Consider the following 19,463-nt stretch of genomic DNA (forward strand, 5'->3'; position numbering starts at 1 on the left):
CTAAAAAAGGTTACAATTTATGGGTAAAATTAATATTGGAATTAATGGTTTCGGGCGCATTGGAAGATTGGTAACCCGATCAATTATGGCGTACCACAAAGACGACATTAATATTGTTGGCGTCAATGATTTAATGGATGCGGAGACGCTTGCTTATCTCTTTAAACGTGATTCTGTACACGGTACGTATCAGGGGGAGGTAAGTCATACAGAAAACAGTATTACGATTGATGGAATGGAAATCGGTATTTCATCCGAAAAAGATCCCTCGAATCTGAAATGGGGTGAGCGCGGCGCTGATATCATTGTTGAATCAACCGGATTATTCAGAACAAAAGAGGCCGCTTCCAAACATCTCGAAGCCGGTGCTGAAAAGGTGATTATTTCGGCTCCCGCTAAAGGAGATAAAGATGTAAAAACTGTGGTACTGGGAGTTAATGAAGAAGTAATTGATGACAGTGCTCAAATCTATTCTAACGCAAGTTGTACGACCAATTGCCTGGCGCCAATGGTGAAAGTATTGAATGATGCTTTTGGTCTCGAAAAAGGATTTATGACAACTACCCATGCTTATACGGGCAGCCAAAATATTCTGGATGGACCGCATAAGGATCCCCGTCGCGGACGTACGGCAGCACAAAATCTGGTTCCAACCACTACTGGAGCGGCTCAAGCGGTTGAGCTGGTATTACCGGAGTTGGAAGGAAAACTGGACGGCAGCGCTATTCGTGTTCCGGTACCTGATGGATCACTCACTGATCTGACGGCAACGCTTAGCAAGGATGTTACGGTTGAACAGGTTGATCAGGCGTTCAAGGATGCTGCCAATGGTGCCATGAAAGGCGTATTGGGATATTCCGAGGAAGAGTTGGTCTCAACCGATATTTTAGGCGATCCGCACTCTTGCATTTACGACAGTGGCTTTACCAAAGCGAATGGTAATCTTGTGAAAATTCTTGCCTGGTATGATAATGAAGCAGGATACTCTGCTCGTACCGCTGATTTAATCAAGAAAATAGCATAGATCTAAAATTGAGATATGGTCCACTTGAAGTGGGCTATATCTCTATTTATTAATATTTCTTACGGGACGTAGCGCAGTCCGGTAGCGCACTTAGTTTGGGACGAAGGAGTCGCTCCGATGATTCGGAGTCGTCCCGACAACCAAGGTCAGATTTAATCTGACCTTTTTCTTTTTAATAGATAGAACAAAATAAGCTCATGATTGATTGGAAACAGGTGAATGAATATGCAGGCAAGGGAAATCCCGAGCCGCCCAAAAGAATTGAAAAGTCCGATGAAGAGTGGAAGAAGGAACTTACCGATGAACAGTTTTATGTGACACGTAAGCATGGTACAGAGCGTCCGGGGACAGGAGAATATTGTGAAAGCCATCAGCCGGGTTTGTATGCTTGCGTCTGTTGTGGTACAGAATTATTTGATTCTACCGAGAAGTTTGAATCGGGATCGGGATGGCCCAGTTTTGGGGAGCCGGTGAAAAATAATGTGGTGAAATACAAGGAAGATTACAGCCACGGCATGCAGCGTATCGAGGTGTTGTGTAATGTTTGTGATGCCCACCTTGGGCACGTCTTTCCGGATGGCCCCAAGCCTACCGGGCTTCGTTATTGTATTAATTCAACTTCGCTACAGCTTGTAGAAAAAGCTGATTAGGACTTTATTTCATAACGGTAAGAAATATCGGATCCTTTTTCCAAGGCTTTGGAGACCGAGCAATATTTTTCGAGGGATAAATCAATAGCGCGTTCCACTTTCTTTTCTTCCAGATCGCCGGTAAAAATAAAGCGTAGCTGAATAGTCTTAAATTCTGAATAAGTTCCCGCGGATTGTTTGTTACCCTCCACGATCACCTGTAAATCTTCGAGCGGTTGTTTCTGTTTTTCCAGAATTCCAATAATATCGATGGCGCTGCAGCCACCAATACCTGCGAGCAATAACTGCATGGGACTAAAACCACCTTCGAGCCCACCGATTTCGGTTTTTCCGTCCATGCGGATTTTCCCACCTTCTTCATTTTGGGCTTCCATATGTAGATCATTAAGGTGGTCGATAGTGATTTTCATAAGAACGTCTTTTTTACCTAAAATTTGCTGCGCAAAGTACAAAAACACCGTTAGTTAGCAAAGTGTGGATATGATATTAAAGCGAAAATCTGCCACTTGCTTTCTTGTTTAGTTCTTTTAATTTGAAACGAATCAATCTAAAGTAACGGGAGAATGTTTTGAGTGACGAAAGCAAGCAATTTGTACCATATGTTCGGGCGGAGGATGACTATCCGCAAATAACATTTAAAGCTGTAATTCTGGGAATTTTGCTATCGGCCATTTTGGCCGGAGCCAATGCCTACCTGGGATTAAAAGTAGGGATGACCGTCTCGGCCTCTATTCCGGCAGCTGTAATTTCAATGGCTGTGTTACGACTTTTTAAAGAGTCTAATATTCTGGAGAATAACATTGTGCAGACAGCAGCCTCGGCCGGTGAATCGTTGGCCGCGGGAGTTATTTTTACGCTTCCCGCCCTGATTTTGCTTCGCTATTGGTCAGATTTCCCTTTCCTTGATACGATGGCTATCGCCATGTTTGGCGGGATATTGGGCGTCCTTTTTACGATTCCATTGCGACGGGCTCTTATCATCGAAAAGAAGCTTAAATTTCCGGAAGGGGTTGCTACCGGTGAGGTACTGAAAGCCGGCACCGAAGGTGGTAAAGGCATTGTACAAATTGTTTGGGCCGGACTTGCTGCAGCTCTGTATAAATTGGGACAAACAGGGTTTAAGTTATTTTCGGGATCAGTCAGCGGATCGGTGACAGCCGGCAAATCGATCTTCGGGATGGGGACAGAGCTGTCGGTGGCACTCTTAGGGGTCGGATACATTGTGGGATTAAATATTGCGGTACTCGTGTTTGCGGGAGGATTGATTTCATGGTTATTTGGGATCCCACTGTACATGGCATTTGCGAATCCCGCTGATGTCGCCGAGGTAGTTGGAAATATGAGCGGATATGATGCGGCTCTCGAAATATGGAGTCAAAAGATTCGCTATATGGGGGTTGGAGCCATGGTGGTCGGTGGCATCTGGGCGTTAATTTCACTTACCAAACCACTCAAGGATGGTATCGCATCATCATGGGAAGCAGTTAAAAAAGCTCGTGCCGGAGAGAGTGCCGATATTCCACGCACTGAGCGTGATATGCCTATCAATTATGTATTGTGGGGAATTATTGGATTGGCCGTCCCGATATTTATTGTGTTTACCCAGGTCATTGATACAACGCACCTGCCGGTATCGAGTGGATTGTATTGGACGACCATGGGAATAGGCGCTGTTTTTTCACTGGTTGCCGGTTTTCTGTTTGCCTCCGTTGCCGGATATATGGCCGGTTTGGTCGGATCATCGAATAACCCTATTTCGGGCGTAACAATTGCTACTATTTTAGCTACTTCATTGATACTGTTGGCCCTTTTGGGATCACAGCTTGATTTCTCAGTTGATACGGGAAGAGCCCAAGCTGCTGCGGCTGCTGCAATTTTAGTTGGTGCAATGGTGGCTTGTGCGGCGGCCATTGCCGGCGATAATATGCAGGATTTGAAAGCGGGCCAGCTGGTAGGGGCAACGCCATACAAGCAGCAAATTATGCAGATTGTGGGAGTTGTTTCTGCGGCGCTGGTAATTGCTCCGATACTGAGCTTGCTGTTTAATGCCTATGGATTGGGTGGTGTGCTCCCACGTGAGGGAATGAGTTCGGCCGAGATGTTAAGTGCTCCTCAGGCTACCTTGATGCAGTCGGTGGCCGAAGGGGTGTTTGCTCGGAACCTGGAATGGAATATGATATGGATTGGAGCAGTTATTGCCGTGGCGATTATTATTTTGGATAAAATCCTTGAAGCCAAAGAGTTTGAGTTTCGAACGCCGGTACTTGCAGTTGCCGTTGGAATATATCTCCCGCTTGAGCTTACAGTACCAATTTTTATTGGTGGAATGATTGCATGGTGGGCCGGACGCGTGGTTGCCAGCCGAGCCAGACAAGAGGGAGCAGATGTGGAAGCGGCTAAAACCAAAGCCGAGCGCAGAGGGTTATTGTTTTCATCGGGATTGATTACCGGGGAAGCCCTGATTGGTATTGTGCTGGCAATTCCCTTTGCTATCCAGGAGAGCACTGATGCCCTTAGATTAGTTCCGGAATCATTTGCGCCCTTTGCAGATTGGCTGGGTGTATTGGCAGCAGTGTTTTTCATAATTTGGCTATATAAGGTAGCCGTTAAGAAGTAATTAAATGTTAAAATAAACAGGGGATAGGATGAAACAGCATACTATAATATTCGGATTGATAGTGCTATTGGGGATTGGATGTGAGCAAAAGATGTCGGATACCGGGCACTCAGAGGAAGTTCCGGAGCCGCAGTATACGCTCTCAGCCGATCAAACACATAGCTATTGGAGCAGTGCGATTGAGCCATTAATAGAGGTGGAATCGGGAGCTGTGATAGAGGTGAATACGGAAGAAGCATCTGACCAACAGCTTACTCCGGAATCAACGGTAGAGGACATCAAAAATTTAAGTTTCGATCCCATTCATCCGCTTACAGGGCCGGTTTACGTAGAAGGTGCAGAGCCGGGCGATATCCTGAAAGTAAAACTACACAAAGTAGAATTAGGTAGCTGGGGATGGACGGGAATCATCCCCGGATTTGGGTTCTTGTCCGATGAATTTGACGAGCCCTGGATTAAGACATTTGAGTTTGATAAGAATTCAGGTACCGCTGCATTTTCTGAGGATATTAACATCCCGCTAAAACCCTTTCCAGGTGTTATGGGCGTAGCACCAGATACAGAAGAAGAACTTTCAACGGTACCACCGCGTGCTAATGGCGGTAATATGGATGATCCTCATATGACGGAGGGAACCACGGTGTATTTTCCGGTGCAGGTAGAAGGGGCTTTATTTTCTATTGGTGATGCTCATGCTGCCCAAGGCCTTGGGGAGGTTTGTGGTACGGCAATTGAAGCACCTACCCGCATTGTTTATGAAGTGGAAGTGATCAAAGGTGGGCGCGAAATTCAAGAGCCGCAATACGAAACGGATGATTATTATGCGGTAACCGGCTTCGGAAAAACCATCGATGAGGCAGCGAAGAAGGCAACCCGTTACATGATCGATTACCTCGTGGAGGAACACAATATGGATCGCAATGAGGCCTATGCACTGTGCTCGCTGGCGGGTGATCTTAAAATTGCTGAAGTGGTAGATGTTCCGCATATGCTGGTGACGATGCACATGTCGAAAGAAGTACTGGGCGTTAAATAGTTTCTTTATTTCATCGGATGGCTGTGTTTGCCATCCGATGAATAATTAAGTTTACTTCCCGTGACGTTCTTCAAGGTTTTGGATGATTGTTTGTAATGGCACTTCTTTCTCTACTAACAATACTAACAGGTGATAAACGAGATCTGAAACTTCGTCCACGATGCGATGATCTTCATTTTTGGCTTCGATCACTGTTTCTACCGCTTCTTCTCCTACTTTTTGGGCAATTTTATCGATCCCATCATCAAAAAGAGAAGTAGTGTACGAACCTTCCGGCATTTCTTTTTTTCGACTAATGATCAGCTCTTCCAGATCATTGAGGAAATTTAAATCCTTTGTGGGTTTAAAATCCTTTCGATAAAAACAGGATTGCTCACCGGTATGACAAGTGGGGCCGTGCGGTTTAGCTAAAACGAGCAGGGTATCATCATCACAATCCTGTTGGATGTCAATCACATCAAGATAATTGCCCGAGGTTTCGCCTTTGGTCCAAAGGCGTTGTTTGGTACGACTAAAAAAGGTAACGCGCTCCTCGTCAAGCGTTTTTTTAAGGGCGTCTTTGTCCATGTATCCAAGCATCAACACTTGAAAGTTATCGGCGTCCTGAATGATGGCGGGAATAAGTCCGTCACCTTTTTCGAAGTCTAATGAACTGATATCAATCATAAATAAAAGTAATTAAATCGTATTACGAACAGAGATATTTGCTTGCTGAAGTTCTTTTTTTAGGTCGCTAATTTCTATTTCCTGAAAGTGGAAAATGCTGGCTGCTAAAACTGCATCGGCATCCCCTTTTTTAATGGCATCGATACAGTGTTGTTTTGTACCGGCACCGCCGCTGGCAATAACGGGAATAGTGGTAAATTCGTTGACTCGTTGCAGCAATTCAATATCGAAGCCTTCCTTGGTACCGTCCTGATCCATACTTGTGAGGAGGATTTCCCCGGCCCCGCGTTTTTCTACTTCTCTGATCCATTCCAAGGCATTTTTACCGGTATTTTCTGAGCCGCCGGAAATAAAAACGATCCACTCATCGTCAATACGTTTGGCATCAACAGCAGCTACAATACATTGAGAGCCGAACTGTTTGGCGGCTTCGTTAATTAACTCGGGATTTCGAACGATAGCGCTGTTCAAGGATACTTTGTCGGCTCCGGCATGCAGTAGTTCAGCAATTTGTTCAGTGCTGCTGATACCTCCACCCACGGTAAACGGAATATCGATCTCGAGCGCAATCTTTTTTACGAGATCTATCAGTGTTTTGCGCTTTTCTTTAGTAGCCGTGATATCCAAAAATACGAGTTCATCAGCTCCTTCATCCGAATAGCGTTTGGCTAATTCAACGGGGTCGCCGGCATCACGCAGGCCTTCAAAGTTTACACCTTTGACCGTTCTTCCGTCTTTAATGTCTAAACAAGGTATAATACGTTTTGCGAGCATTGTGGAAATTCTTTAAACCGTTGCTTTTACTTAACTTAGATTGAATTTAAATTTGAGGGACAGGGAATTATATTACCAAAATTTTTTGTAGAATTGAAGTGAAGGTTAATGCTAAAACCCGATTCGTTATGGCAAAACCAGTAGAATGTCCACAATGTGGAGCTTCTGCAGTTGATCCTTGTCAAAAAGAGCCAAAGATTGATTGCGAACGCGACGATTAAAAATTCACTTAAAAAAATAATTAAAAGGCTGCGGTTTAACCGCGGCCTTTTTTATTTTAAAGGCCAGATAGAAAAACTTATGAGTTATAACGGATAAAAATTAACAGATTCAATGAGTACTGAGCAGCCAGAGAAACAACTTTTTACCAAAATAGAAAATGAAATAAATGAGCAGGGATTTAGGATCGTTGACAAAGATTGGGATCGTCCTTGGGGCGGTTTTTTTGTGATAGATGAAGAGCAGGCTCCGGAGTTTGCGAAAATATATTTTGGAGATAAAGATATAGACGATCTTAAAATTTCGGGAAAACTGAGTCCCAAGATTTTGGTTGTGCAGCCGGAGAAGCGATTATCTTGGCAGTATCATCACCGGCGGGCCGAAATATGGCGGGTGCTCGAAGGTCCGGTGGGTGTTATGACCAGTGATACGGATGAGCAGCAACCGGTAGAGACATTAAAATCGGGTGAATATGTTAAATTAAAACAGGGCGAACGCCATCGCTTGGTTGGACTTGATGACTGGGGAATATTAGCTGAAATTTGGCAACATACCGATCCTGATAACCCCTCTGATGAAGATGATATTGTGCGTGTTCAGGATGATTTTGGGCGATAGAATCTATTCTGCAGAATGATATTTACGCATCTCTTTGAGGGATAAGTTGCCTTCATAGTAAGCGCGTCCAACAACAACACCATAACGATCTTGCTCGGCAAGGGCTTGTAAATCCGAAACATCGGAAACGCCCCCCGAAGCAATAAAATTAAGCTGTGGAAAATGCTCTGATAGTTCTTGGTAGAGTTTTAGATTTGGACCAGCCATTGTGCCATCCCTGGAGATATCGGTACTGAGTACAGTTGAGAGGCCACGGTCGATCATCGGTTGTAAAAAATCTTTCAGTGATTTATCGAGTGTTTCCAGCCATCCTCCATAAGCTACTTTGCCGTCTTTGAGATCCATGCCCAATATAGCCCGGCTTCCATATTCATCGAGTATTTTAAGCCATTCATCGGAACTTTTAACCGCCATGGAACTGCAGATAATATTGGAAATACCGGCATCCAGCAGCATTTTTGCATCCCTATAACTGCGAATACCACCGCCCGTTTGAACCGAAAGACCTGTTTTTGAAATTATTTGCGAAATGATGTCAAGATTTACGAATCGACCTTCTTTGGCTCCGTTGAGATCAATAACGTGGATATGGTCAAATCCGGCTTCTTTAAAAATTTGGGCCTCTGCAGGTGGATCGTCGTTATAAATGGTAGCTTCGTCGTAATCGCCTTTGTGTAGGCGAACAACCTTTTCATCGAGCAGATCAATAGCGGGAATAACTTTCATTGAGAAAAATTTATTGAAATTAGATTGTGAAAGTAATCAAACAAGCAGACAGTTAATAGTGTAATATTACGGCTGTGAACAGTGATCAGAGTCAGCATTTCATAAAATTTGCTCACCGTTTTTAAATTTGGCAATTCCTGCTAACTGCTCATTATTAATACGACCATGTAAGTCTAAAGAAGAAGAGGTTTGGCGTTTGAACCGCTTGTTTGAAAACGGAGCCTTTTAATAGCTGAGAAAGCAACAGCAGATCTATATCTTCAGTAACTGAAAAGGTAATTTGTGGAATTGCTATAAATATCGATCGATCAAAGCTACCCATAAAACTGATGTTGCCATTTACAAGAGGATGAATCTGGTAAGAACCGTTGAATAGAAATCCCGATTTGGCAATAAAAAGATTGTCAGCACTGGGCGGTTGTACCAAGGTATTGAGGGGATTTCCTCTTTGGTTATATCCCCCGTTATATAGGAGCTCACCTTGTAGATAAACGCCATTTTGCAACATATAATCGAATCCGGCTGTAGCATTAACATGTCCGGAGTGTTTAAAAAATTGATTTTCGGGATGGAAGTAGGAAATTTCTCCTTTAAATCCGGCATCGCCAAGATAACCTGCCCATCCCGTACCAAGGGTTAGGTTATCTAGGTAATGGCCTCCAATTATTTGGATGTCATAATTTTTCCAGCTTGTTCGTACCAGGGCGGCGATAACCGATTCGTTCCAATTGTCACCCAATCGAATACCCACCTGTGAACTTGAAGCGTAACTCCAGTTATATTGAGCAGTGAGTGCATCTACGCCGGGACGTTCTTCATAGTCGAAATCCAGAAAGGCGTAATTGTTGAAAAGGTCGTTGGGATTCCAAGCCATCGTGCGACCCCAGTTAACCCGCTGTCGTCCGGCATGTACTTCCCATGGGCCGTTGATATAGCTTAGGTGCATCCGGTCAATATTAGAATGCATCAGCGAGCGATTGTTATGAAACCATATCCAGGACAGGTCAAAATAGTTGGGGTCTTGTTCGTAGAATTGCTCAATTGCTGGTGTATTATTCACCGTATAGCCGTTAAGTAGTCGAGTTCGAAGATCCGCACGAAATTCGAAATGATCAGATAATGTCCAGTCGCTTTCAATGCGGTGGTGGAGGATATTGTCGTAATGGAGAGTGCTAAAATCATTGTTTATGCTTATTTGACCAAGCTCTTTTACATATCCGCCGATATCTACCTCTTGTGCGAAAGAAGCTTGGAATCCAAGTAAAAAAAGAACAGCTGTAAAGCATGCTTGACCTATATTTTTACGGAAAAAACCACAGGGAAGCCCCAAAGTATCACAAAGAAAGCTCCTTTGGTTCTTTGTGTCTTTTTCGTGTAACTCTGTGTAATAATCTGTAAGCATGTGTCCTATTCTCTCACTTCATCATTGTCAATTTTTCCATCCACGAGCGTAACGACTCGGCGCGCCCGGTCGATGACTCGCTGGTCGTGGGTTGAGAATACAAATGTCATTTCTTCCTTTTTGTTGAGCTCCAGCATTAAATCCAGCAGGTCAGCAGTTGATACGGAATCGAGACTTGCAGTAGGTTCATCTGCCAGTACAAAATCGGGTTTGGAGGCCAGCGCTCGTGCTACTGCTACGCGCTGTTGTTGTCCCCCGGAAAGTTCTGAAGGACGTTTATAAATTTTATCCTTGAGTCCCACTTCTTTTAACAGAGCAATACTCTTTTGTTGATACTCCTCAGCTGTACGCCCTTGCATTTGCATGATAAACGACACGTTTTCTATAGCTGTCAAAACGGGAATTAGGTTATAGGCCTGAAAAACAAAGCCGATATGGTGGAGCCGAAAGTCAACCAATTCCCGATCAGACAATGTATTCAGCTGAGTACCCTTAATAATTGTTTGGCCTTCGGTGGGAGAATCAAGTCCACCGATGATATTTAACAGTGTAGTTTTTCCGGAACCCGAGGGACCAACGATTGCAGTAAATTCTCCCTTATCAATCTTCAGGTCTACGCCATTGAGAGCATGTACCGGTACTTTATCAGGGTTATAGACTTTTGTTACACCTTTAGTTGTTATGACAGCCATAGGTTTTTGGAGTGTGAGTTACGGGATTGGAGTTTAAAGATTCGGGTTAAGTTTTCCAGCTTTTTTTCAACATACTATATAAACTTGTTCAATTTGCGGCCTACCTTGTCATATCTTCCTATTAGCTCATATAACGCATTATTTTGAAAATGAATATCGCTAATGATGTTTAATTATGAGTTGTTAATCTATTTTGAATTAAGATAACTTATAACACGAAACGCAATTTTAATTCATCTTTTGGATTGCTTCTACGGGATTTAGCTGCAGGGTTTTCCAGGCCGGATACATAGCGGAAAGCAGTGCCGCCAAGCCAATTAAGAGCGTTATATTGAGATAGTAAATAGGGGGTAAGCTGGGATAAATGACTGTCCCAAATCCATAAGCATTCATCCCTTCGGCAAAAGCACTGAGATCAATTCCGGTATTTCCGTAATACGAGATGGTGAGCCAGCTGAGGAATAGTCCCACTGGTGCTCCAACCATAGTAAGAAATATCGTTTCATAAACAACCATGGAAAATACGCGTGTTTTATTCATACCTACTGCCCGAAGCATCCCCAGCTCGCGCGTGCGTTCCAGTACGGCCATAAGCATCGTGTTAATAATACTAAATACAAGGGCTATAATGATGATAATCATGACGATATACATCATCAGATCGGTCATCTCGTAGGTGTATTTGAGTTCGGGTGCGGCTTCGCCCCAGGTTGTTATTTTAAGGTTTGGAAATTCCTTTCGAAGCTGGTTTGCATGAAGATCAGCCTTCCTGAAATCCGAAAGTCTAAGGTGAATGGTATGAATCTGTCGGTTAAGTCCTATTATTCTGTTTAAATCTTGCCGGGTTACAAACACATTACTTTTGTCAAAGACAGTACTAAAACTATCGAAGATACCAACGACCTGAAATGCACCGCCCGTTATATCACCTTCGGTATCTTGAAAGTTAAGTACCATCTTGGATTCTAATTTCAGTCCCAACCGGTTGGCCAGCTTTGAACCAATAATGACAGGATTTCTTTGCTGGGTGGTGGGCATTGATCCATTTTCGAGATAATTCGCAATGCTGTAGGTACTGTCCGGATGAATACCGCGAATAGTCACCCCATAGTTATTGCGTGCGCTCTGGGCCAAGCCACTTGCAAGGCTTTGTGTAGAAATATCAGTCACAAAGGATTTCTGAGACAAATTGTATAGGACATTTTGATCCTCTGGGACAAAATATTCGGGATTATAGAGGTCTTCGAATTCCGGATGACTTATTTCAATATGTGGAACGGTCAGATCAAACTGGTTATCGAGATAGCCTTGAATCATGCCGGTAAAAAAAGCCGAAAGAAAAACACCTGCCCAAGTGCCAAGCAGTACTGCAGTAATTACAACTCCGCTACGAGTTGGATTGCGCCACACATTTTTCCAGCCGATTTTTATGATATTTTTAATCATGATCACCCTCTCATTGCCTTAACGGGATTAAGTCTGCTGGCTTTGATAACCGGAATCAAACTAAAAAAGAGCGTGATGATAAAAATGATAACGGCCTGCCAAACAAATATCGATGGGTCGGTTGAAAACTGGAGCATGGGTTGTAAACCGTAGTTTTCCATTGTAGCAGCCATATCTCCGGTAAACTTGATAGGGTTTAAATTGAAATACCAAGCGACAGGCAAACTCAATAAAATACCTGCGATACTGCCCAGCATTGCTATGCTTAAAATTTCGATTGCCAGAATCAAAGCAAGTCTGTGCCGAGGAGTGCCGATCGAAAGCATAATTCCAAATTCGTAGGTTCGTTCGTTGATCATCATCAAGAGGGTACCGAGTATGCCAAAACCTACTACCATGTAAAGCACTGCCAACACGATATAACCACTCACCCGATCTATTTCGATTCCCTGAACTAACTCGGGCATTAGCTCTTGCCAGGCCATAATTTCATAGTTTTCGGTTGATAACTTGTCTCTGATATTTTGAACTATAGGTTGAATACGCTCGGGATTGTCGACAACTAAAGAAGCAGATGTTAGCCGATTGCCCGCTACTAAAAATTGCTGTGCTGTATGCAGTGGGAGCATAACGAGACTTTTATTTAGTTCCGGATTGGGCAGATTTACTGTTCCCTTCACGCGGTATAATCCGGTAGCAGATCTCCCTCGAAACCCTTGTCCAAGTAATACGAGGCTGTCACCCAGCTGTATATTGAGTCGCTGTAGAACATCACGACCTACAATAGCCGACTGTTCATTATTTTGTTTAAAATAGTTGCCCGATTGGATTCTTTCTTGTGGATTTATCAAATGCTGCTCGGCATTAATATCAATTCCTAAAACCATTAGCGGACGGCTTTGTTGCTTCCCAGCTCCCAGCGCATATGATTCAATTCGGGGAACTAAAGCTGTGACTCCATCTGAATGAATGATTGTTTTCAGTAGTGAGTCATTCGCGACAAAGCTGTTTTCCAGCGTTTTATCATCCCAATAGCCGTTTGCATGAACTTGAGCATAACCGCTAAAGCTGCCCACGGTGGTATCGATCATATCTTTGTATTGTCCCTCCTGCATCGATCGCATCACCGCTGATAATAATACGGCAATGGCGATAGATGTCATGGTGATGAACGTACGTCGTTTATTACGCCAGATATTTCGCCAGGCCAGTTTTACAGATAGCATTTTCTATTTTACCCTCTTCATATTCTGAATACTGAAAAACCGTTCTGAGAGGTCGATATCAAATTCTATATTCTCATAGGTCATAATGGTTTTTTGGCCGTTTTCTTGCAGCGGAATCATTTCCAGCCGGGTTGGGATTGTACGTCCCCCCATGTCCTTAATTTCAGAACCTTCCATCAGTCTGATTATTTCTTGGTTTTCATCATAAAATTCGGTGCGTAGTTGTAGGTAGTTATCCTTCGACACAAAAGAAATAACCTTTGACCATACTACCGGCGCATTAGGTTTGGGAATCATCTCGATTTTATAGCAATCGTAATTGTTTATTGTTGAATCTCCCACCAAAGTATGCGTATAATCTGTTACGATAGATGATTCTCGAACCAGATCGTTGTTGGAAAAGTCAGATCCCATCCAGGATTGACTCATCATTGAAGGTGGAAGTTTTACGGTTCGATTAATGTCAGGTAACCAGTGCCAGATTTGATTTTCGCGTTTTAGGTAGGCCGAACCTTCATCGCGAGCAGGGGCTGTAATCAAAATAAGGCTGTAGTCTTCACCTAAACTCCATGCTTTCATTGAAACGCGGCGTTCCCAGGTTGGGCGGACAATTTCCATTGTCATTTCAGCACGAGAGCTTTCGCCCCGCATCTTTTTATCAGCTCTTTTGATAATTTCGGTAGCATCCTGGGCGAATGTTGATAAGGGTAAAGTCGTAAAAAGTATTACAGTGGCTAAAATTCCGGAAAGGAGAGCAGCAAATCGCTTCGTGAAAATTGTGAAATTCGAACGAGAAATGACGTATTGCATTTTTATGTGAAAGATCATCTACATCTATTGAATGGATATTCAATTAAAATGTAAACGGTACAAACTCTGAATGCAAAAAAAGGATAATTTTTTTGAAATAAATGGAAGAGAGGCGACTAAAAAACTGAAGAACTATTCTATGTTTCCTTATTCAATTTTATGAACATGCTGCAGAAAGTTTTGCAGCAATAGCGATCCGACTTTCCCTGACTTTTCGGGATGAAACTGGACGCCCCAAAAATTATCTTTGCATACTACTGAGGTGAAATCTTGAGTGTAATTACAGGTTGCTACTGTATATTCATTTACAGGGGCATAAAAGCTGTGCACATAATAGAAATAATGTTCTTTGGTGAGCGAATCAATCAAAGGATGGGTATGAATATTTGAAAAGGTATTCCATCCCATGTGGGGTACTTTAGCCTTAGAGGAATCAAACTTTTTTAGATTGCCAGGAATAATGCCCAAACCCTTAGATTCGCCCTCTTCGGACGAATCATAAAACAGCTGCATTCCCAGGCAGATGCCTAACACCGGCTTTTCTGTTTCTTTGATCCAATTATCCAGATCATTTTTTTGTAGAGATTGCATGGCTGGTTGCGCGTGGCCAACGCCGGGAAAGATAATACCATCTGCCTGCTCGAGTTCATCTTGTCTATCAGTAATGATATGTTCTTCATTAAGCCGTTTTAAAGCGTTGGATACAGAAGCAAGATTACCAGCTTCGTAATTAATAATTGCGATCATCTTATAATAAGTTCTTTGTACTCGGTAATACGTTTAAGTTTCGTTCATTGCGGCTGACAGCAGCCCGTAGACATCGTGCAAATCCTTTAAAGCATCCTTCAATTTTATGGTGATCATTCTTTCCGTCAATAGAAATATGCAGTGTTGCTTGCAGATTAATAGCCAGTGAATAGAAGAAATGCTCGACCATTTCTGTGGGAAGGTCACCGACCATTTCTCTTTTGAAAGAACCATCGAACTCTAAGTAGGGCCGGCCTGAAAAATCCAGTGCTACGGTCGCCAGGGTTTCGTCCATAGGCAACGCAAATCCATACCGCTGAATTCCAATTTTATTGCCCAGTGCTTTGTTGATGGTTTTTCCCAGGGTGATGGCCACATCTTCGATGGTATGATGTTCATCGACCTCCAGATCACCATCACAGGAAAGGTCTAAATCGATGAGTCCGTGTTTGGCAATCTGTTCCAGCATGTGATCAAAGAAATTAAGTCCGGTAGCAATGTCGCTTTGCCCGGTGCCGTCAAGATTAACAGCTATACTGATATCAGTTTCTGCGGTAGTCCGTTCTTCAGAAGCTTTCCGGGTAGGAAAGCATATTTTATTGCTGAGCGCGATCCAGTCCGGTGCTGATTCAATTTCTGATCCGTCGTTGTCTAATGCATTAAGATCATTGTTTTCGGTAATAATCTGTAGGTCAATGGTGTCAGGCAAGGTTTTTATGGGTGCTATTTTTTCGTTCTCGAGAAGTAGCTGCTGCTGTTTGGATAAATCCTCTACGAGAAAGTAGAGTTGATGATCAAATTCTTGCAGTCGTTTCAGGCCGTATAAAGCACCGCTCCAAAGTAGATTGGGATCGGTATCGGATAAAGCTTCCGTAGAAATTCTAATATTCATGATCCTAATTTTTTTAAAGCTGAAATTAATCGTTCATTTTCATCCGGGGTTCCTACGGTAATGCGTAAACAGTTTTTACAATGCGGTTGATTGCCTCTATATCTGATAATGATATCCTGATCAGCAAGTTGCTTATAGACCATTTGGGCATCGGTAAATTTTGTCAGCAAAAAGTTAGCTTCGCTTTCATAAACGTGTTGTACCATTTTCAGTTGTTCCAACTTGTCTTTAAGCTGTTTTCGTTCCTTCTTTATGGCATCAACTCGAAATTGGACGGTCTCCCAGTTTTGCAATCCCTTGATCGCCTTTTCCGCCGTTAATTTATTGATGTTATACGGTGCCTTTACTTTCATCATGTAATCAATGATTTCTTCCTGTGCATAGGTAATTCCGAGCCGAATGCCGGCTAATCCGAATGACTTGGAGAGGGTTTGAAGCACTACTAAATTCGGATAATCTACTACTTTTGGGGCCCAACTTTCTCGATTACTGAAGTCGATGTAGGCCTCGTCGAGGATAACGATGCCCTGAAATTCTTTAATTAATGTGCGGATATCTTCTGTTGCAAATGTGTTTCCGGTAGGATTGTTGGGAGAGCACAAAAAAAGCATTTTTGTATTCGGTTTTACTGTCTCCAAAATTTGATCTACCGGGAGTTGAAAGCCTTCCTCATCCAGCAGTACCTGATCAACTGAGATGTCGTGAATATTTGCGGATACATTATACATACCGTAGGTGGGCGGAGTCGTTAGTACGCGGTCTTGCCCAGGCCCACAGAAAATGCGATAGAGCAGGTCGATCCCTTCATCACTGCCGACGCCGGTAAATACGTTTTGAGTACGAACGCCCCGCCATTCGGCGATAAGGTCTCGTAGTTTGGTCTGTTTGGGATCAGGGTAGCGATGCAACTGTTGATCGTCGGGAAATGGAGTACCCAAGCTGTTTTCGTTGGCATCAAGCAGTAGCCCTTCGCCAAAATCTTCGCGGGCACTGTGGTATGGAACCAACTTTTTAATATTGGGACGAATGATTTTTTGAAGATCAAAAGAGCGATTCATAATGTGCTAAAAAATCTTTAAGTGTTTTGAATGATGTCTTTTAGACGGATTGAAACAGCACTTTTGTGTGCCTCCAGCTTTTCCAATTCTGCCAGCTTTTCAATGGTAGGACCCACGTTTTTTAATCCATCTGCTGTAATTTGCTGCATCGTGATCTGTTTTAAAAAGGAATCAACAGAAACGCCGCTGAACATCCGTGCATAACCGTAAGTAGGAAGCGTGTGATTGGTGCCCGATGCGTAATCACCGGCACTTTCGGGTGTCCACTCTCCCAAAAATACCGATCCGGCATTCATGATTTTATCCTCATACTGCTCGGGATTCTCGCATTGCAATATCAGGTGTTCGGGAGCATACCGGTTCGAGAACTCAAGTGCTTCATCGAGATTATTTACCGTAACAGTAAAGCTTTGCTTTATTGATTTACGAGCAATATCCTGACGCGGTAGCTCAGTAAGCTGATGCTCGATTTCTTGCAAGCAATCATGTAGATCAAAGTCTTCGGTAGCTACTAATACCACCTGACTATCTTTACCGTGCTCGGCCTGGGATAGAAGGTCAGCCGCCACATATGCAGGATTGGCTGATCCATCAGCAATGACAAGCACTTCCGACGGTCCGGCCGGCATATCGATAGCGATCTGGGCTTCACTATTTTGCAGTATCATTTTTGCAGCAGTTACATATTGATTTCCGGGTCCCAAAATTTTATCCACTTTGGGAACAGATTCAGTACCTATAGCCATTCCGGCTACAGCCTGTGCTCCGCCTGCCTTTAAAAGGTGTGTTGCTCCAATTTTTTTCGCGATATACAGAATTTCATCTGCAATAGAGCCATCGCTTTTAGGGGGTGTTGCCACCACTGTCGTTGAGCATCCGGCCAGCATAGCGGGGATGCCAAGCATCATCAGGGTAGAGGGGAGAATAGCAGTGCCGCCTGGTACATATAATCCCACACGCTCAATGGGACGAGCAACTCGTTTGCATTGCACGCCCGGCATTGTTTCTACTTCCAGGGGTTTGGGTAGCTGGGCTTTGTGAAACCGGTAAATATTATCAAAAGCAGTATCTATTGCTTTTTTGATATTATCATCAATCGATACCTGTTGTTTAGCAGGATTTATGACGAGCGGATCAGGGATTACACCATCGAACTGCTGTGTAAAATGGTTTATTCCCGCATTGCCTTCTTGTTTTACCTTTTGAATAATTGGATTCACCTTCCCGAATATGGATCGGAAATCCATTTTAGGTCGCTGACAGAGTTGTTTGAACTCATCGTCAGATAAATTTTTGTAAGAATATTTTTTCATAGGATACCATGTTTAAGAAGCAAGAAGTAAAGATATGGTAAATCATCTTACTTTTTGCTTCTCACTTTTCACTCGATAATTATAAAATCATACTTTCAATGGGAAGTATAACAATACCACTTGCTCCCTCTGCTTTCAGTTTTTCCATTACAACCCAGAATTCATCAATAGGGATGACCGTATGAATAGCGACCATGCCATTATCGGCCAGTGGCATTACTGTGGGACTCTTGAGGGATGGAATAATTTCCTTGATTTTGGGAACGGCTTCTTCCGGGGCATTCATCATGATATAGCGGCTGCGTTCGGCCTGCTGGTGACCATCCATGCGCTGCAGAAACTTTTCGATAAGCTGTTGCTTGCCGGGAGAAAGTTCTTTATTCGTACGTATCAGCTGGGTTTCAGATTCTAATATCGTTTCCAGCTCCTGAAGTCCGTTAGCTTTGAGTGTATTTCCGGTAGAAACAAGATCACAGATGGCATCGGCTACTTCAAGCCGGGGCGCAATTTCTACGGCTCCCGAAATGGTTACAATTTCTGTATTGATATCTCTCTGCTCGAAAAAATTTCGCGTTAAATTAGGATAGCTCGTAGCTATCGACTTGCCTTCAAAATCTTGTGTAGATTGAATATCACCGTCTTTGCGAGCGGCCAGTGAAAGGCGGCAGACCCCATAATCAAGTCCGCGGAGAACAGTGATATTAGCACCTTTTTCCTGTGTCTCATTAGCACCTACAAATCCGAGGTCACAGACCCCATCCTGTACATATTCGGGAATGTCATCATCCCGTATCAAGAGAAGTTCAACGTCGAAATTGCGGCATTTTACAAGCAGGTTTCGTTTATAGTCATCAAAACGGAGACCGATACCTTTGAGCAGATCAATGGTTTTGTCGGTCAACCGACCTGATTTCTGAATGGCAATACGTAAAGAAGTAGTAGAGTCAGCAGTGCGTTGCATAACAAATAGTTATTAATTTTTTTGGGAAAAGTGTTTGAAAAGTAGAAAAGACGATGTAGCTACAGCTACACAAAGTGATGCTATTGACGGGGCCAACCGCCGTGATGGAGGTGAGAATGGAGAGATATATGTAGGCTTTGTTTTTGCATCAGGCCAAAGATAAGATTTTTAAGGAATTCTTCCACAATCAATTTTTGAATTTTATTAAAAGGATCTCTTTTAATATTGATTGCAGTTAACTGGAGGAATGAGAGAATCATTCCGCAATTAAAAAGGCCCTTGCCATTTGGCAAGAGCCTGTGACTGTTCATTTCACCTTGATGGGTAAATGAATGACCTTAGTTGGAATTTTTATTCAGTTGCGTATTGTCTGATACTGTACTAACAATTTTGATGAATACGGATGTTGAAAACGCCCCTGCTTAATATCCTGCAGATTAAGCTATGCAGATATGGCAGCTACAAAGGCAATAATCGTTAACGTAAATAAAGTAAGTTGAATAACGGGGTTATGAACAATTCGTTTATGCATAAAAGGAATCTTTCTGTGATATCTGATTAGCCCCATTTAAATGGTAATACGATT

General features: G+C 43.0%; 20 protein-coding genes. 6 read left to right on the forward strand and 14 right to left on the reverse strand.

The window, feature by feature from the left end:
- The first annotated feature begins 19 nt into the window (after positions 1–19).
- Positions 20–1,024 (forward strand): type I glyceraldehyde-3-phosphate dehydrogenase, encoded by a 1,005-nt coding sequence (gene gap, locus ACQ4LT_RS08720; protein WP_445665646.1) that lies wholly within the window; start codon positions 20–22, stop codon positions 1,022–1,024.
- A 197-nt stretch (positions 1,025–1,221) separates the two neighbouring features.
- A complete protein-coding gene (msrB, locus tag ACQ4LT_RS08725) occupies positions 1,222–1,674 on the forward strand; it encodes a peptide-methionine (R)-S-oxide reductase MsrB (protein ID WP_445665647.1) in 453 nt (150 codons plus the stop codon).
- Here the strand turns inward: msrB and ACQ4LT_RS08730 are convergent.
- Positions 1,671–2,084: an OsmC family protein gene (locus ACQ4LT_RS08730; RefSeq protein ID WP_445665648.1), complete on the reverse strand. Its 414-nt coding sequence runs from the start codon at positions 2,082–2,084 to the stop codon at positions 1,671–1,673. The genes msrB and ACQ4LT_RS08730 overlap by 4 nt on opposite strands.
- Before the next feature lie 158 nt (positions 2,085–2,242).
- Here ACQ4LT_RS08730 and ACQ4LT_RS08735 point away from each other — a divergent pair, with 158 nt between their 5' ends.
- Both ACQ4LT_RS08735 and ACQ4LT_RS08740 read left to right on the forward strand, forming a co-directional pair.
- Positions 2,243–4,291: an OPT family oligopeptide transporter gene (locus tag ACQ4LT_RS08735; RefSeq protein WP_445665649.1), complete on the forward strand. Its 2,049-nt coding sequence runs from the start codon at positions 2,243–2,245 to the stop codon at positions 4,289–4,291.
- 28 nt (positions 4,292–4,319) lie between these two features.
- Positions 4,320–5,327 carry an acetamidase/formamidase family protein gene (locus ACQ4LT_RS08740; RefSeq protein ID WP_445665650.1) on the forward strand — a complete coding sequence of 336 codons (1,008 nt, stop codon included), beginning with the start codon at positions 4,320–4,322 and terminating at the stop codon, positions 5,325–5,327.
- Positions 5,328–5,378: 51 nt separating this feature from the next.
- Here the strand turns inward: ACQ4LT_RS08740 and hisIE are convergent, their stop codons facing one another.
- Both hisIE and hisF read right to left on the reverse strand, forming a co-directional pair.
- Positions 5,379–5,993: a bifunctional phosphoribosyl-AMP cyclohydrolase/phosphoribosyl-ATP diphosphatase HisIE gene (hisIE, locus tag ACQ4LT_RS08745; RefSeq protein ID WP_445665651.1), complete on the reverse strand. Its 615-nt coding sequence runs from the start codon at positions 5,991–5,993 to the stop codon at positions 5,379–5,381.
- Positions 5,994–6,005: 12 nt separating this feature from the next.
- The gene (gene hisF / locus ACQ4LT_RS08750; RefSeq protein WP_445665652.1) at positions 6,006–6,767 is read right to left on the reverse strand and encodes an imidazole glycerol phosphate synthase subunit HisF; all 762 of its coding nucleotides are present in this window, start codon (positions 6,765–6,767) and stop codon (positions 6,006–6,008) included.
- Between the two features lie 333 nt (positions 6,768–7,100).
- Between hisF and ACQ4LT_RS08755 the strand changes: the two genes are divergently transcribed.
- On the forward strand, positions 7,101–7,604 hold the full coding sequence (locus ACQ4LT_RS08755) for a phosphoheptose isomerase (protein WP_445665653.1): 504 nt from the start codon (positions 7,101–7,103) through the stop codon (positions 7,602–7,604).
- 3 nt (positions 7,605–7,607) lie between these two features.
- Here ACQ4LT_RS08755 and hisA read toward each other — a convergent pair whose 3' ends face one another.
- The 11 genes from hisA to hisG all read right to left on the reverse strand — a co-directional run bounded on the left by hisA (position 7,608) and on the right by hisG (position 18,877).
- The gene (gene hisA / locus ACQ4LT_RS08760) at positions 7,608–8,330 is read right to left on the reverse strand and encodes a 1-(5-phosphoribosyl)-5-[(5-phosphoribosylamino)methylideneamino]imidazole-4-carboxamide isomerase (RefSeq protein WP_445665654.1); all 723 of its coding nucleotides are present in this window, start codon (positions 8,328–8,330) and stop codon (positions 7,608–7,610) included.
- Between the two features lie 154 nt (positions 8,331–8,484).
- A complete protein-coding gene (locus ACQ4LT_RS08765) occupies positions 8,485–9,732 on the reverse strand; it encodes a hypothetical protein (protein ID WP_445665655.1) in 1,248 nt (415 codons plus the stop codon).
- A gap of 5 nt (positions 9,733–9,737) precedes the next feature.
- Complete coding sequence (locus ACQ4LT_RS08770; protein WP_445665656.1) at positions 9,738–10,424, reverse strand: ABC transporter ATP-binding protein; 687 nt, start codon at positions 10,422–10,424, stop codon at positions 9,738–9,740.
- 228 nt (positions 10,425–10,652) lie between these two features.
- The gene (locus ACQ4LT_RS08775) at positions 10,653–11,870 is read right to left on the reverse strand and encodes an ABC transporter permease (RefSeq protein WP_445665657.1); all 1,218 of its coding nucleotides are present in this window, start codon (positions 11,868–11,870) and stop codon (positions 10,653–10,655) included.
- A 2-nt stretch (positions 11,871–11,872) separates the two neighbouring features.
- Positions 11,873–13,096 carry an ABC transporter permease gene (locus ACQ4LT_RS08780; protein WP_445665658.1) on the reverse strand — a complete coding sequence of 408 codons (1,224 nt, stop codon included), beginning with the start codon at positions 13,094–13,096 and terminating at the stop codon, positions 11,873–11,875.
- A gap of 3 nt (positions 13,097–13,099) precedes the next feature.
- On the reverse strand, positions 13,100–13,906 hold the full coding sequence (locus ACQ4LT_RS08785; RefSeq protein ID WP_445665659.1) for an outer membrane lipoprotein-sorting protein: 807 nt from the start codon (positions 13,904–13,906) through the stop codon (positions 13,100–13,102).
- Between the two features lie 147 nt (positions 13,907–14,053).
- Positions 14,054–14,653, reverse strand: a complete 600-nt coding sequence (gene hisH / locus ACQ4LT_RS08790) for an imidazole glycerol phosphate synthase subunit HisH (RefSeq protein WP_445665660.1) — start codon at positions 14,651–14,653, stop codon at positions 14,054–14,056.
- A gap of 1 nt (position 14,654) precedes the next feature.
- Positions 14,655–15,545: an imidazoleglycerol-phosphate dehydratase HisB gene (gene hisB / locus ACQ4LT_RS08795; RefSeq protein ID WP_445665661.1), complete on the reverse strand. Its 891-nt coding sequence runs from the start codon at positions 15,543–15,545 to the stop codon at positions 14,655–14,657.
- Entirely contained in the window at positions 15,542–16,603 is a 1,062-nt protein-coding gene (hisC, locus tag ACQ4LT_RS08800) for a histidinol-phosphate transaminase (RefSeq protein WP_445665662.1), read from the reverse strand. The genes hisB and hisC overlap by 4 nt, the downstream gene beginning before the upstream one ends.
- Positions 16,604–16,620: 17 nt before the next feature.
- Entirely contained in the window at positions 16,621–17,916 is a 1,296-nt protein-coding gene (hisD, locus tag ACQ4LT_RS08805; protein WP_445665663.1) for a histidinol dehydrogenase, read from the reverse strand.
- A gap of 79 nt (positions 17,917–17,995) precedes the next feature.
- Positions 17,996–18,877, reverse strand: coding sequence for an ATP phosphoribosyltransferase (hisG, locus tag ACQ4LT_RS08810; protein WP_445665664.1), 882 nt, complete (start codon positions 18,875–18,877; stop codon positions 17,996–17,998).
- 34 nt (positions 18,878–18,911) lie between these two features.
- Between hisG and ACQ4LT_RS08815 the strand changes: the two genes are divergently transcribed.
- Positions 18,912–19,040 (forward strand): hypothetical protein, encoded by a 129-nt coding sequence (locus ACQ4LT_RS08815; protein ID WP_445665665.1) that lies wholly within the window; start codon positions 18,912–18,914, stop codon positions 19,038–19,040.
- The last annotated feature ends 423 nt before the right edge of the window (positions 19,041–19,463 follow it).

This window comes from Fodinibius sp. AD559 (genome assembly GCF_052712805.1).